Raw genomic sequence first — 12,230 nt, forward strand, 5'->3', positions numbered from 1 at the left:
CATGGCGCGCTATTCGGTGATGCGGCTGATGGTCTTCTTCGGCGTGCTCTGCGCGCTGTGGTTGGCCCAACTGCGTGGCTGGCCGTTGCTGCTGCTCTCGGCGGTGATATCGGCGATCATCTCGGTGTTCCTGCTCCAGGGACCGCGCGAACAGGTCGCCCAGAAGCTCGAGGCGAAGGTCGACGAGCGGCGCGCGCGAGTCGACCACAACAGTGCCGTCGAGGATGCCGACGACCAGAACGAGAACTACGTCTGACCCGCTACTCCATCCGCAAACGCCGCGTTAAGCGCGGTGTTTGGGTTATCGGGTCGCGTGGGCGAGGAAGAGGCCGAGGCCGAGGGTGACGCCGTACGCGAGGCTGGTCAGCCCGGCGCCCGCCAGCGCCGGGATCAGTTCGCGGCCCTTCGCGCCCTTGATCACCTTCGTGACCGGCAGCACCGCCGGGATCAGACCGACCAGGCCGAGCGCGGCCCAGGGGTGGCGGAAGGCGATGACGATCGTCAGCACTGCGGTGCTGCCGTAAAGCGTGACGAACAGGCCGCGGGTGGCGCTGTCACCGATTCGTACGGCGAGGGTTCGCTTGCCGGAAACGGTGTCACCCGGGATGTCACGCAGGTTGTTCACGACCAGGATCGCGCAGGCCAACGCTCCGACGCCGACCGCGCCGAGGATCGCCGGCATGCTGAGTGTTTTCGACTGGGTGTAGGTGGTGCCGAGGGTGGCAACCAGGCCGAAGAAGATGAAGACGAAGATCTCGCCGAGGCCGAGGTAGCCGTACGGGTTCTTGCCGCCGGTGTATTTCCAGGCGGCCCAGATCGCCAGCGCGCCGACGATCAGCATCCACCACACACCGCTCAGGGTGACCAGCGCGAGGCCGCAGAAGCCAGCCCAGAAGAAGGCGATGAACGCGGCCAGCTTCACGTTCGAGGCGGTGGCCAGCCGCTGCCCGACGAGGCGAACCGGGCCGACTCGCTCGCTGTCGGTTCCGCGGATCCCGTCGGAGTAGTCGTTGGCATAGTTCACGCCGACCTGCAGCAACAGGGACACCAGCAAGGCCAGCAGGGCATAACCCGGATTCGCCTTCTCCAGCGCATAGGACGCGCCGGTGCCGACGGCCACCGGGGCGATTGCGGCGGGGAGGGTGCGCGGTCGTGCGCCAGCGATCCACTGGTTCAGCGTGGCCATATGGGTTCTAGCTCCAGGTCTTTACGGGCTGACAAGTCGGTCAATCTTGCCACTGGTCGTGGCTGATCAGCGCGCGACAGTCCGGCTTGCCGGGCCCGCGCACCGGGATCTGCGTCAGGTGGAGCACCCGGCGAGGCAGGGCATAGCCAGGAAGGCTGTCGCGCAACGCTGTTCGCAACTGCTCGACGCTCGGGGTGGCGCCGACGACGGCGAGGCCGACGGTCTCGCCCCATTCGGGGTGGGGGAGACCGACCGCGACCGCCTCGCGAATGCCGGGCAGCTCGGTCGCGGCCTCCTCGACCAGCCGTGGCGAGACCTTCATCCCACCGGTGTTGATCAGGTCGTCGATGCGGCCGAGGAAGCTCAGACGGTCACCGGTCCATTCACCGATGTCGTCAGTGCGGAACCCGGCGCGGCCGTCGAACACCGCCCTCGACCGGTCCGGATCATCCAGATAACCCAGCGCGACCATCGGCCCGCGCAGCGTGATCCGGCCATCGTCGTCCAGTTCGACCGTGGTGTTGTCCAACGGTTGTCCGTCGTAGACGCAGCCGCCCGCGGTCTCGCTCATGCCGTACGTCGTCGTGATTGGGACGCCCGCTTCTTCGGCGCGCCGCCGCAGCGCCGGTGGGCAGGCCGCCCCGCCGAGCAAGATCGCGTCGAAGCGGCGCAAGGCCCAGGTGTGGCCGGCGCCGAGCAGCCGAACCAGTTGGGTCGGCACTAACGAGGTGTAGCGGCGCTCGCCCTCGAACTGCTCCGCAGCCGCAACGAAGGCCTCGTCGCTGTAGTGGATGGAGACCGGTTCGGTCCCCGCGACCAGCGAGCGGATCAAGACCTGGGTGCCGGCGATGTGTTGGGCCGGCATGGGCAGCAGCCACCGGCCCGGGCCACCGAGGCGGCGGTGAGTGGCCTGGGCGCTGGAGATCAGGTTGGCGGCGGTGAGCATCGCCCGCTTGGGAGTTCCGGTGGAGCCGGAGGTGCCGATGACCAGCGCGACCCCGTCGGGAACCTCGCCACCAGCGCCGTTCGGGGCGACCGGCCGGCCCTCGAGCGCACCCCGCAAGGCGTCCAAATAGCTCGTGGGGTCGGCCGGGTCGACGGTGAAGGGGCGCAGCTGGGGCACGTTGGAACTGTAAGTCCTACGTTCTAGGCTCGCTGCCATGACCAAGCGACTGGCGGTAGTGACGGGTGCAAGCAGCGGAATCGGTCGGGCGACTGCGCGCCGGCTGGCGGCGGAGGGCTTCGAGGTGATCTGCGCGGCCCGTCGTACGGACCGGATCGAAGAGCTCGCTGCCGAGATCGGCGGCCGAGCGGTCACCTGTGACGTCACCAAGCCCGAGGACATTGCGGCGCTCGCGGCGGAGGTGGGCGACCGGCTCGATGTGTTGGTCGCAAACGCCGGTGGCGCGATCGGCTCGGAGACGGTGGCCGAGGCGAAGCTGGCGCAGTGGCGAACGATGTACGACACCAACGTGATTGGCGTCGCCGCCTCCATCCAGGCGTTGCTGCCCGCTTTGATCGCCGGCCACGGCGTGATTGTCACGATCGGCTCTGTCGCCGGCATGGTGGCGTACGAGGGTGGTGCCGGCTACTGCGGCGTGAAGGCCGCCGTGCACTCGCTGATGATGTCGTTGCGGTTGGAGCTGTTCGACCAGCCGGTGCGGATCTGTGAGGTCGACCCGGGCATGGTCGCCTCCGACGAGTTCGCGCTGGTGCGTTTCCACGGCGATGAGAAGAAGGCGGCCGCGGTCTATGCGGGGGTCGAGGCACCGCTGACCCAGGAGGACATCGCCGAATCCGTCTGTTTTGTGGCAACCCAGCCCGAACACGTCAATATCGACCAGTTGGTCGTTCGCCCGCGAGCGCAGGCCGCCGCCCACAAGGTCGACCGCACGAGCTGACCCGTTCACCTCCCGGCCACCGGGGTGCGGGCAGAATGGTCCCCGTGAACACCGACGCGCTGCTCGAGATGCTCCAGGACGTCGCCGAGCGGATCGTGAGCCCGCGATTCCGATCGCTGGCGGCCCACGAAGTGATGGAGAAGAGCCCGGGCGACCTGGTGACCGTCGCCGACCGCGAGTCGGAGTTGGAGATCACCGCCCGGCTGCAGGAGGCATACCCCGACGCGCTGATCGTCGGTGAGGAAGCAGTCGCGGCCGACCCGTCGATCCTCAAGCGCACCCACGGCGCCGACCACTGGTTCACCGTCGATCCGATCGACGGCACCAAGAACTTCGTGAACGGCTCACCTGACCACGCGCTGATGGTCGCCGAGATGCACGGCCGCGAGGTCGTACGCGGAATCATCTGGCAGCCCGAACACGGCGTTGCCTTCACCGCGGAGAAGGGCGCCGGAGCGTTCCGCGACGGCGAGCGGCTCCCGGCGATCGCCCGCGACCAGAACGCGTTGTCCGGCCACACCTCACGCCGCAACCTGCTCGGTGAGCGCATCGGCGACCTGCCGGCGCTGGCCCTGTCGTGGGTCTGCTGCGGAGTGGACTATCCACATCTCGCCCTCGGCGACGCCGACTTCCTGCTCTATGGCGGCTCGATGCCCTGGGACCACGCGCCAGGCTCGTTGCTGCTCAGCGAGAGCGGCGGGGTCGTCGGCTATGCCGACGGATCGGCGTACGACCCCACCTCGCTGCAAACGCCGCTGCTGGCAGCTGGCGACCAGGCAACTTACGAACGAGTCCGCCGGGCGCTCGCGCAGGACTCCGCCGCCACGGCCTGACCGGTAAGCCCCCAGACCGGACCGGTCAGCCCCAGACCGCGAAGCAGAACGGGTGGCCCGAAGGGTCGAGCATGACCACCCATTTGCCGGCTGCCTCGGTGGGCTGCGGCTCAGCGATCGTCGCGCCGAGTTCCTGCGCCCGGTCGCGCGCCGCGTCGAGATCCTGCACCGAGAGGTCGAGGTGGAACTGCTTGTGGCCGTTGTCTGGCCAGGTGGGCGGGGTGTAGTCATCGCTGCGGCCGAAGCCGAGCGTGGTGTCGCCCGCCTTGACCATCGCGTAGTCGCCCTCGTCGTGGGTGATCTCACCGCCGAGCAGTTGCGACCAGAACTGCGCCATCGCGCGGGCGTCGGAGCAGTCGATGGTGACCATGGCCAGGTTCGCTGTGATGTCTGTCATAGCAAACAACGCTACTGGCGCCCACCGACATCCGGCTTGAACGAATCCGATGAGTACTGGTGGGCGCAGGTGCTCGCCGTACGCCTGTATCCCAGTCCTTCATACAGTCCCAGCGCGCCGGAGGGGTTGGCGGCGTCGACCCCCAACCCAGCCGCGGTCATTCCGGTGGCGTTGAAACGCACCATCGATTCCTTCAGCAGCGCGCTGGCAATGCCGCGACCGCGATGCGATCGCAGGACGCCCAGGCTGTTGGTGTAGCCCTCTTTGAAACCTTGCGCTTTCCAGTCCTGTTCGTAGGCGCAGTTGATCGCCACGCCGACCATCTCTCCGGTCGAGTCATCGATCGCCATCAGGGACCAGTCCGGCCGGAAATTCACGCCGGTGATGCCTTCGTCCCACATCTCCTCGGTCATGTCGGCATGGCCCCAGTGGTCGCGGAATGCGACGTCGTGGACCACGTGTGCCTCGCGGCTGCGGGCGGGGTCCCAGCCGATCACCGAGATGCCCTCGAGGGCGGGGGACATCTCGGATCCGTCTAACGGGCGGCTCATCTCGTAGAAGTAGCGCTCGATCTCCAACCCGGCGCGCTCGGCGAGGTGGCGCACGTCCGACTGGGCGACCGGAGCGAAGAGCTTGACGACCAACGGCCCGAACCCTGCCTCCCGGGTGGCGGCGTCCCACGCATTCGCGTGGGCCATCTCCCAGGCCAGCACCGCTCGGCCGTTGCCAGCGCCGCGTCGGTCTGGGCGCACCGCTCCGTTGAGGAACACGCCCCGACGTTCGGTGATCGAGCGGTTGCAGCCCGACCAGGCGGCCGCAACGATGCTGCCGTCGGCAGCAACGCCGATCAGGGTGTCCTCCTCGGGGCGCGATCGCGGCGAGTCCCAAAACTCCTCCAGCCTCGACACGGCGGTCCGTTCCGGATTCTCGTCGTGGGTCTCGCACTGCGCGTAGAACTCGGCAGTGGCCGGCAAGTCGTCGCGGCCGAGCGATCGCCAGGTCAGCCCGGTGGCGTCGAGGGCAGCGCGGGCGTCGGCCTCGGTGAGAAAGTCCATGGCTCAACCCTGCGCCGACCACGGTTGTCAGGCAACCGGATTACAGCAGTGCGTACGCCGCCGCGACCCGCGCGCGCCACCACGCCACCCGCTGCGGGGGAGCTGCCCATCGCTCCAGCAGCTCGGGATCGGGAGTCACCGTGCCCGGCCGCAGCAGACCCGCGCGTGGGACCAGGGAGTCGGTGACCACGTCGCCCGCGAAGAGCTCGATGGTGCCGAGCCCGCAGGCGTACGGCAGGTCAGGCAGCGCCGCCGCGAACGCGACCCCGGCCGACATCCCGACGCTGGAGTCGAGGGCAGACGACACGACGACCGGCAACTCGATCTGCGCGGCGATCGCGAGCGCGTTCCGTACGCCGCGCAGGGGCGCCACCTTCATCACGGCCACATCGGCCGCACCGAGCGCTTTCACCCGCAGCGGATCCTCCGCCTTGCGGATCGACTCGTCGGCCGCGATCAGGACGTCGATCCCGTTGCGCGCCAGCGCAGTTCGCAACTCGGCGAGCTCCTCGACGGTGGCGCAGGGCTGCTCGACGTATTCCAAATCGTAGCCGCGTAGTGACTGGATAGCCGCTAGTGCCTCGTCAACCGACCAACCGCCGTTCGCGTCGACCCGCACCCGCGCGGACTTGCCCATCCAAGCGCGTACGGCCGCGACTCGGTTGAGATCATCGGCCAGGCTCTGGCCGCGCTCGGCGACCTTCACCTTGGCGGTGGTGCAGCCGTCGTACCGAGCCAGAACAGTCGGCACCACTGAAGGGCCGACAGCGGGAACGGTCGCGTTCACCGGAACGGCGTCGCGCAGCGGGGCGGGGAAGCCATCGGTGGCGGCCTCGATCGCCGCGGCGAGCCAGCGAGCGGCCTCGGCGGGTTCGTACTCCAAGAAGGGGCTGAACTCGCCCCAGCCTGCGGGCCCCTGGATGAGGGCGACCTCCCGGTGCTCGACGCCGCGGAAGCGGGTGTTGAGGGGGAGGGAGACGACATGCAGCGGGAGGTCCACGCCGCCATTGTGCATTTCGGACTGCAGTTCGCGCGCCGCGGCGCCGAGTTGCCGGCAATTTCGCGGGGCTCTCCAGTCGGGGCTCCTGGACTACAGCCCGAAGTGCGACCCGACTAACCTCATCCGGGTGAGCGAGCAGACCAGCGCGGCCAATCCCTTCGACCCGAGCCAGTGGGACGAGCTGGAGGGCTTCGACTTCACCGACATCACCTACCACCGGGCCAAGGGGCTCGGCTGCGTACGGATTGCGTTCGACCGCCCGGAGGTGCTCAACGCCTTCCGGCCACACACCGTCGACGAGCTCTACCGCGCGCTCGACCACGCCCGGCGTACGGCAGATGTCGGTGTCGTGTTGCTCACCGGCAACGGCCCCTCGCCCAAGGACGGCAAGTGGTCGTTCTGCTCCGGTGGGGACCAGCGGATCCGCGGTCGCTCCGGCTATCAGTACGCCGATGGCGATACCGCTGAGACGGTGGACGAACGTCGGGTGAAGGCCGAAGGTGGTCGGCTGCACATCCTGGAGGTGCAGCGGCTGATCCGTACGATGCCGAAGGTCGTCATCGCGGTGGTGAATGGCTGGGCGGCCGGCGGCGGCCACTCGCTGCATGTCGTATGCGACCTGACGATCGCCAGCCGTGAATACGCCAAGTTCAAGCAGACTGATGCCGACGTGGGCTCGTTCGATGCGGGCTACGGCTCGGCCTACCTGGCCAAGATGGTCGGACAGAAGAATGCCCGCGAGATTTTCTTCCTCGGCCGCACCTACTCGGCGGAGGACATGCAGCGGATGGGCGCGGTCAACATCGTCGCCGACCATGCCGAGTTGGAGAACGAAGCCCTGCAGGCCGCCCGCGAGATCATGGGCAAGAGCCCCCAGGCGCAGCGGATGCTGAAGTTCGCGTTCAACCTGACCGACGATGGGCTGATGGGTCAGCAGGTGTTCGCCGGCGAGGCGACCCGGTTGGCATATATGACCGACGAGGCCGTCGAAGGCCGCGATCAGTTCCTGGAGAAGCGGGAGCCGGACTGGTCACCGTTCCCGTGGTACTTCTGAGCGCATGCGGTCGCGCCGGGGATCGTGGCGCGCGAGGTGACGCAGAGGTCAGCGACGCCCGCGCAAGAAATACGCTGCCGGCACGATCCCGGCTGAGTTGAGCAGGCCGAGCGAGACTGCCCACACCTTCTTGCTGCCGTTGACCTGAGCAGGCGAGCGGCGAGCCAGGTCGACCAGGGCAGCAATGCGCCCGATTCCGTCGAGAGCCGCGCCAACGATCAGCGCCTTGCGCACGTTTGGGTCAAGGGCAATCCACTTCTGCTTCATCGCTTCAGTATTCACTCGCGTAGGGCCTTGCGGAGCAACTCGGTCAACGAACGACGGTCGGCCGCGCTGAGGGACGCGCTCAACACATCGCCGGCTTCGGCCCGCGTACGCCGGATCTCGGCCGCCAGCGAACGCCCGGCATCGGTGGTGGTCAGCTCGACAGCCCGCCGGTCGGTCGCGCTGGGCGCGCGACCGACCAGACCCTTGTCGACCAACACGTCGACGACGTCGGTGGCGGAGCGTGGCGCGATGCGCAGTTCGGCCGCCAGGTCGGAGGGGCGCAACGTTCCCTCGCGGTCGATCACCCGCAGCGCCCGAGCGTGATGCGGCGAGAGACCGTACGGCTCGAGTGTGGCGAACGAAGCGCGGCGCAGACGCCCTGCGGCGGCGAACAGCAGGTCGGACAGGCCGGCCTCGTCGAGGTCGACGGGGGAGTGGTGGTCACGCATGCAGGAATACTACGCGGTGGTGCTGTGTTAGCCTCATTGTGAGGTAACCACATTAACGAAGGAGGCGGTCATCACGACAGCCAACACGAACCAGACCCGTCCCGCCGGCGGCACTCGCTCCAGCATGAAGGTGAGCAAGGCCGACATCGCCCAACTCGAGGAACACCCCGTCGCACTCCGCCGGATCACCCGGCTCTTCGCCCCGCACCGCTCGCAGCTTTCGCTCGTGGTGCTCCTGATCATCGCGACATCCCTGATCAGTCTCGTTCCGCCGTTCATCACCAAGGCGCTGATCGACGACGCGATCCCTCACCACGACGTACGGCAGTTGCTGCTGCTGGTCGGCGGCACCCTCGCGATCGTCGTGGTCACGCAACTCTTCGCCGTCCTGCAGACCTGGATGTCGACCCGGATCGGGCAGCGCGTGATGCACGCCCTGCGTACCGACCTGTTCACTCACCTGCAGCGGCAGCCGCTCAGCTTCTTCACCCGCACCCGCGGTGGCGAACTGCAAAGCCGCCTGACCAACGACATCAACGGCATGCAAGGTGTGGTGACCGACTCGGCCACGTCGATCGCCAGCAATGTCACCACCGCGATCGGCACAGCGGCAGCCATGGCCGTGCTCTCCTGGCGCCTGTCGCTGATCAGCCTGGTCATCCTGCCGCCGGCTATCTATCTCAGCCGGCGGGTCGCTCGGCTGCGCCGCACGCTTCAGACCAAGGCACAGCGCACCTTGGCCGAGATGCAGACCCAGATTGAGGAATCACTCTCAATCAGCGGTGTCATGCTCGCCAAGACCATGGGCGCCGGCCCGACCCTGTCGCGCCGCTTCGCCGACTCGTCCGGAGTTTTGACTGAGCTGGAGCTGCAGTCGCAGCTCGCCGGTCGCTGGCGGATGGGCACCATGGCGGTCATTTTCGCCGCGATCCCGGCGCTGATCTACCTCGCTGCAGGCCTGCCCGCTACGGGCAACGGCATGACGATCGGAACCCTGGTGGCCTTCACTGGCCTGCAGTCGGCGCTCTTCCGCCCGCTGATGGGAGTCCTCAACGTCGGCATCCAGCTGACCACCAGCAAGGCGCTCTTCAGTCGGATCTTCGAATACCTCGACCTGCCGGTTGCCATCTCGGACCCGACTCACCCGTCACAGATCATCCCGGCCACTGCGATCGGTGAGGTGCGATTCGACGGCGTCACCTTGCGCTATCCCGGAGCCGACCGTAACGCGCTCACCGACGTCGACCTGCGGCTGCCGGCTGGTGCCACGGTCGCGGTTGTCGGCTCGACCGGTTCGGGCAAGTCGACGCTGGCGGCGCTAGCCAGCCGGCTGCACGACCCCGACGTCGGCCGCGTCACCATCGACGGGATCGACCTGCGCGATTTGACCCTCGACAACGTCAGTTCGTTGGTCGGGGTGGTCAACCAAGAGACCTACCTGCTCCACGCCACCATCGCCGACAACCTGCGCTACGCGAAGGCCGATGCGAGTGATGTTGAGATCATCGCCGCAGCGAAAGCGGCGCAGGTGCACGACCTCATCGAGTCGCTGCCTGAGGGCTACGACACGGTCGTCGGCGCCCGCGGCTACCGCTTCTCCGGCGGAGAAAAGCAACGAATTGCATTGGCCCGCACCATCCTTCGCAATCCGCGCATCCTGGTTCTCGACGAGGCGACCAGCGCGCTCGACAATGCCACGGAGCGCGCGGTGCAGGATGCGCTCGAGCAACTCAGCCGCGGTCGTACGACCCTGACGATCGCCCACCGGCTCTCGACCGTACGCAGCGCCGACCTGATCGTGGTCCTCGACCACGGCCGGGTGGTCGAGTCCGGAACCCACGACGAGTTGCTCGCGGCCGACGGCCGCTACACCGACCTCGTACGCGCTCAGGAAGCCACACCCGTGACGACTGCCGGGGCGCAGGCGTGACATTCGTCAGGCGGGGCGGGCGACGCCCCGCCCCTAACGTTGCCGGCATGGGGAACATCATTGAGGCCAGCGGGCTGGTCAAACGGTATGGCGAACACACGGCGGTCGACGGCGTCGATCTGGAGGTTCCCGAGGGTGCCTTCTTTGGCATCTTGGGGCCGAACGGGGCCGGCAAGACGACCCTCCTGGAACTGATCGAGGGGATCCGCAAGCCCGACGCCGGCTCGGCCACCATCGCGGGGCTGCCGGTCTGGCCGCGCAACACGGCGTTGCTGCCGAGGATTGGCGTGCAGTTTCAAGCGACGGCGTTCTTTCCGAAGCTGACCGCGGCGGAGCAGATCCGAACCTTCGCCGATCTGTACGGCGCGGCGCATGACAGATGCGATGAGCTGCTCGACCAGTTCGGCCTGACCGAAAAGGCCGACACCCGCAGCGAGGATCTTTCCGGTGGCCAGGCGCAGCGCCTGTCGATTGCCTGCTCGCTGGTGCACGACCCGCGGATCGTCTTCCTCGACGAACCGACCGCGGCGCTGGACCCGCAGGCCCGCCGCAACCTGTGGGACACCCTGCGAGAGATCAACAGGCAGGGGCGGACCGTCGTACTGACCACGCATTACATGGATGAGGCCGAGATCCTCTGCGACACCGTCGCGATCATGGACCACGGCAGCATCCTCACCGTGGACACCCCGCGCGCACTCGTTGCAGCGATCGACGCGCCGGACCGAATCACCATCGACCGGGGTTCCATCGACCCAGGTGATGCCGGCCGGTTGAACGGCGTCGAAGCGGTCTCGGCGACCTCAGAAGCCCTCACGATGACCACCCACGCTCCGGCAGCTGTGCTCGCGGCTCTCGCCGATCGCAATGCTCTTGCCGGGATCAACGTCACCGGAGCGACCCTCGAAGACGTCTTCCTGGAGCTGACCGGACGGGAGTACAGGGCATGAGCCCCGACCGAGTTGAGGACACGAAAGTGAGGCCGGTAGCCGAGGGAAGAGGGGCGACACAAGACATGAGCACGACGACCACCGACAAGGAAACCAGCCGCCGGCCCGATCAGCAGCCGGCCGCCGAGAACAGCGGACGCGCGTTCAAAGCGCTCGCCACAGCTCAGTGGAAGGCGTTCATCCGGGACAAGCAGATCCTGTTCTGGATGCTGGCCTTCCCGCTGGCCTTCCTGCTCCTCTTCGGAGCGATCAACGGCTCCGGCGGCAGCGCGAGCCGCTCGAAGGTGATCGAGGTGGGGTCGGTCCAGTTCGTCGACCAGATGCCGGCTCAGGCCAAGAAGCAGTGGAACGACCTGTTCACGGTCACGAAGTCGACCGACAAGACGGCCGCGCTGGAGAGGCTGAAGAAGGGCGAGGTCGACGCGGTGATTGAGGAGAACGGCACCTCGCTGGTGTTGCACTACTCCAGCGCCGATCAGGTGAAGTCGGCCACGGTGCAGGGCACCATCGGCTCCTTCGTCAACAGCGCCAACTTGGCCGCGGCGAACGTGCCGCCGACCTACTCGCTGAAGTCGCAACAGGTCGAGGACAGCTCGCTGAAGCCAATCCAATACCTGACGCCGGGTCTGCTCGGCTACGCCTTGGCGATGGGCGGCACCTTCGGTGGCGCGATGACCTTGGTCAGCTGGCGCAAGTCGAAACTGCTCCGTCGAATGCGTCTGACCCCCACGAAGCCGTGGGCTCTGGTGGCCTCCAGGGTCGTGGTGTCCCTGGTGATCGCCGTCCTGCAGTTCGCGCTCTTCGTCGCAGTTGCCAAGGCCTTGTTCGGTTTGCAACTGACCGGCTCGTGGTTCATGGCGTTGCCGCTCGCACTCTGCGGAACGCTGGTGTTCATGTCGATCGGCTTGATGGCGGGTGCGGTCTCGAAGTCGGAGGAGGCCGCCTCGGGGTTGGCCAACCTGATCGTGCTGCCAATGTCGTTCCTTGGTGGGGCGTTCATCCCGCTGGACTTTGCCCCGGACTGGATTCGGTTGGTGTCGAAGTTCCTGCCGATGGGTTACCTGACCGAGGGGATGAAGGACGTGATGGTGCGCGGACAAGGGCCCGGAGCGGTGGTTCTGCCGATGGCGGTGCTGCTCGGATTCACCGTCGTGTTCGTGGCAATCGCGGCCCGCTTGTTCAAGTGGGAGGACTGATCAGCCCCGTAG

Annotated in this window: 14 protein-coding genes; 7 read left to right on the forward strand and 7 right to left on the reverse strand. The window is 67.4% G+C overall.

What is annotated here, in order from left to right:
* Position 1 precedes the first annotated feature (1 nt).
* Positions 2 to 256: a DUF4229 domain-containing protein gene (locus ACYU98_RS13520; protein WP_460468734.1), complete on the forward strand. Its 255-nt coding sequence runs from the start codon at positions 2 to 4 to the stop codon at positions 254 to 256.
* Positions 257 to 301: 45 nt separating this feature from the next.
* Here ACYU98_RS13520 and ACYU98_RS13525 read toward each other — a convergent pair whose 3' ends face one another.
* Both ACYU98_RS13525 and menE read right to left on the reverse strand, forming a co-directional pair.
* Entirely contained in the window at positions 302 to 1,186 is an 885-nt protein-coding gene (locus ACYU98_RS13525; protein ID WP_460468735.1) for a 1,4-dihydroxy-2-naphthoate polyprenyltransferase, read from the reverse strand.
* A gap of 40 nt (positions 1,187 to 1,226) precedes the next feature.
* Positions 1,227 to 2,309, reverse strand: coding sequence for an o-succinylbenzoate--CoA ligase (gene menE / locus ACYU98_RS13530; RefSeq protein ID WP_460468736.1), 1,083 nt, complete (start codon positions 2,307 to 2,309; stop codon positions 1,227 to 1,229).
* A gap of 37 nt (positions 2,310 to 2,346) precedes the next feature.
* Here menE and ACYU98_RS13535 point away from each other — a divergent pair, with 37 nt between their 5' ends.
* Positions 2,347 to 3,087, forward strand: a complete 741-nt coding sequence (locus ACYU98_RS13535) for an SDR family oxidoreductase (protein WP_460468737.1) — start codon at positions 2,347 to 2,349, stop codon at positions 3,085 to 3,087.
* Positions 3,088 to 3,122: 35 nt separating this feature from the next.
* Positions 3,123 to 3,920 (forward strand): inositol monophosphatase family protein, encoded by a 798-nt coding sequence (locus ACYU98_RS13540; RefSeq protein ID WP_460468738.1) that lies wholly within the window; start codon positions 3,123 to 3,125, stop codon positions 3,918 to 3,920.
* 25 nt (positions 3,921 to 3,945) lie between these two features.
* Here ACYU98_RS13540 and ACYU98_RS13545 read toward each other — a convergent pair whose 3' ends face one another.
* The 3 genes from ACYU98_RS13545 to ACYU98_RS13555 are packed head-to-tail and all read right to left on the reverse strand — an operon-like array spanning position 3,946 to position 6,387.
* A complete protein-coding gene (locus ACYU98_RS13545) occupies positions 3,946 to 4,317 on the reverse strand; it encodes a VOC family protein (protein ID WP_460468739.1) in 372 nt (123 codons plus the stop codon).
* A gap of 11 nt (positions 4,318 to 4,328) precedes the next feature.
* Positions 4,329 to 5,372 carry a GNAT family N-acetyltransferase gene (locus tag ACYU98_RS13550; protein ID WP_460468740.1) on the reverse strand — a complete coding sequence of 348 codons (1,044 nt, stop codon included), beginning with the start codon at positions 5,370 to 5,372 and terminating at the stop codon, positions 4,329 to 4,331.
* 40 nt (positions 5,373 to 5,412) lie between these two features.
* A complete protein-coding gene (locus ACYU98_RS13555) occupies positions 5,413 to 6,387 on the reverse strand; it encodes an o-succinylbenzoate synthase (RefSeq protein WP_460468741.1) in 975 nt (324 codons plus the stop codon).
* Between the two features lie 112 nt (positions 6,388 to 6,499).
* Here ACYU98_RS13555 and ACYU98_RS13560 point away from each other — a divergent pair, with 112 nt between their 5' ends.
* Positions 6,500 to 7,426, forward strand: a complete 927-nt coding sequence (locus ACYU98_RS13560; protein WP_460468742.1) for a 1,4-dihydroxy-2-naphthoyl-CoA synthase — start codon at positions 6,500 to 6,502, stop codon at positions 7,424 to 7,426.
* A gap of 48 nt (positions 7,427 to 7,474) precedes the next feature.
* On the opposite strand, the gene ACYU98_RS13565 is transcribed toward ACYU98_RS13560, so the two are convergent.
* Together ACYU98_RS13565 and ACYU98_RS13570 are read right to left on the reverse strand one after the other, a co-directional pair.
* Positions 7,475 to 7,693: a hypothetical protein gene (locus ACYU98_RS13565; RefSeq protein WP_460468743.1), complete on the reverse strand. Its 219-nt coding sequence runs from the start codon at positions 7,691 to 7,693 to the stop codon at positions 7,475 to 7,477.
* A gap of 11 nt (positions 7,694 to 7,704) precedes the next feature.
* Positions 7,705 to 8,142 (reverse strand): MarR family winged helix-turn-helix transcriptional regulator, encoded by a 438-nt coding sequence (locus ACYU98_RS13570; protein WP_460468744.1) that lies wholly within the window; start codon positions 8,140 to 8,142, stop codon positions 7,705 to 7,707.
* 124 nt (positions 8,143 to 8,266) lie between these two features.
* Here ACYU98_RS13570 and ACYU98_RS13575 point away from each other — a divergent pair, with 124 nt between their 5' ends.
* The 3 genes from ACYU98_RS13575 (at position 8,267) to ACYU98_RS13585 (ending at position 12,218) form a co-directional block, all read left to right on the forward strand.
* The gene (locus ACYU98_RS13575; RefSeq protein ID WP_460468745.1) at positions 8,267 to 10,072 is read left to right on the forward strand and encodes an ABC transporter ATP-binding protein; all 1,806 of its coding nucleotides are present in this window, start codon (positions 8,267 to 8,269) and stop codon (positions 10,070 to 10,072) included.
* A gap of 47 nt (positions 10,073 to 10,119) precedes the next feature.
* Positions 10,120 to 11,022, forward strand: a complete 903-nt coding sequence (locus ACYU98_RS13580; RefSeq protein ID WP_460468746.1) for an ABC transporter ATP-binding protein — start codon at positions 10,120 to 10,122, stop codon at positions 11,020 to 11,022.
* Positions 11,023 to 11,087: 65 nt separating this feature from the next.
* Positions 11,088 to 12,218: an ABC transporter permease gene (locus ACYU98_RS13585; RefSeq protein WP_460468747.1), complete on the forward strand. Its 1,131-nt coding sequence runs from the start codon at positions 11,088 to 11,090 to the stop codon at positions 12,216 to 12,218.
* Positions 12,219 to 12,230 lie beyond the last annotated feature (12 nt).

It is taken from the genome of Calidifontibacter terrae (genome assembly GCF_054778835.1).

Excerpts from the sequence above, each read along its gene's own strand:
- ACYU98_RS13580 (WP_460468746.1), top strand. The coding sequence starts at position 10,120 with ATGGGGAACATCATTGAGGCCAGCGGGCTGGTCAAACGGTATGGCGAA.
- ACYU98_RS13565 (WP_460468743.1), bottom strand. The coding sequence starts at position 7,693 with ATGAAGCAGAAGTGGATTGCCCTTGACCCAAACGTGCGCAAGGCGCTG.
- ACYU98_RS13520 (WP_460468734.1), top strand. The coding sequence starts at position 2 with ATGGCGCGCTATTCGGTGATGCGGCTGATGGTCTTCTTCGGCGTGCTC.
- ACYU98_RS13555 (WP_460468741.1), bottom strand. The coding sequence starts at position 6,387 with ATGCACAATGGCGGCGTGGACCTCCCGCTGCATGTCGTCTCCCTCCCC.
- ACYU98_RS13540 (WP_460468738.1), top strand. The coding sequence starts at position 3,123 with ATGGTCCCCGTGAACACCGACGCGCTGCTCGAGATGCTCCAGGACGTC.
- ACYU98_RS13550 (WP_460468740.1), bottom strand. The coding sequence starts at position 5,372 with ATGGACTTTCTCACCGAGGCCGACGCCCGCGCTGCCCTCGACGCCACC.
- ACYU98_RS13585 (WP_460468747.1), top strand. The coding sequence starts at position 11,088 with ATGAGCACGACGACCACCGACAAGGAAACCAGCCGCCGGCCCGATCAG.
- ACYU98_RS13575 (WP_460468745.1), top strand. The coding sequence starts at position 8,267 with ATGAAGGTGAGCAAGGCCGACATCGCCCAACTCGAGGAACACCCCGTC.
- ACYU98_RS13570 (WP_460468744.1), bottom strand. The coding sequence starts at position 8,142 with ATGCGTGACCACCACTCCCCCGTCGACCTCGACGAGGCCGGCCTGTCC.
- ACYU98_RS13545 (WP_460468739.1), bottom strand. The coding sequence starts at position 4,317 with ATGACAGACATCACAGCGAACCTGGCCATGGTCACCATCGACTGCTCC.
- ACYU98_RS13535 (WP_460468737.1), top strand. The coding sequence starts at position 2,347 with ATGACCAAGCGACTGGCGGTAGTGACGGGTGCAAGCAGCGGAATCGGT.
- ACYU98_RS13525 (WP_460468735.1), bottom strand. The coding sequence starts at position 1,186 with ATGGCCACGCTGAACCAGTGGATCGCTGGCGCACGACCGCGCACCCTC.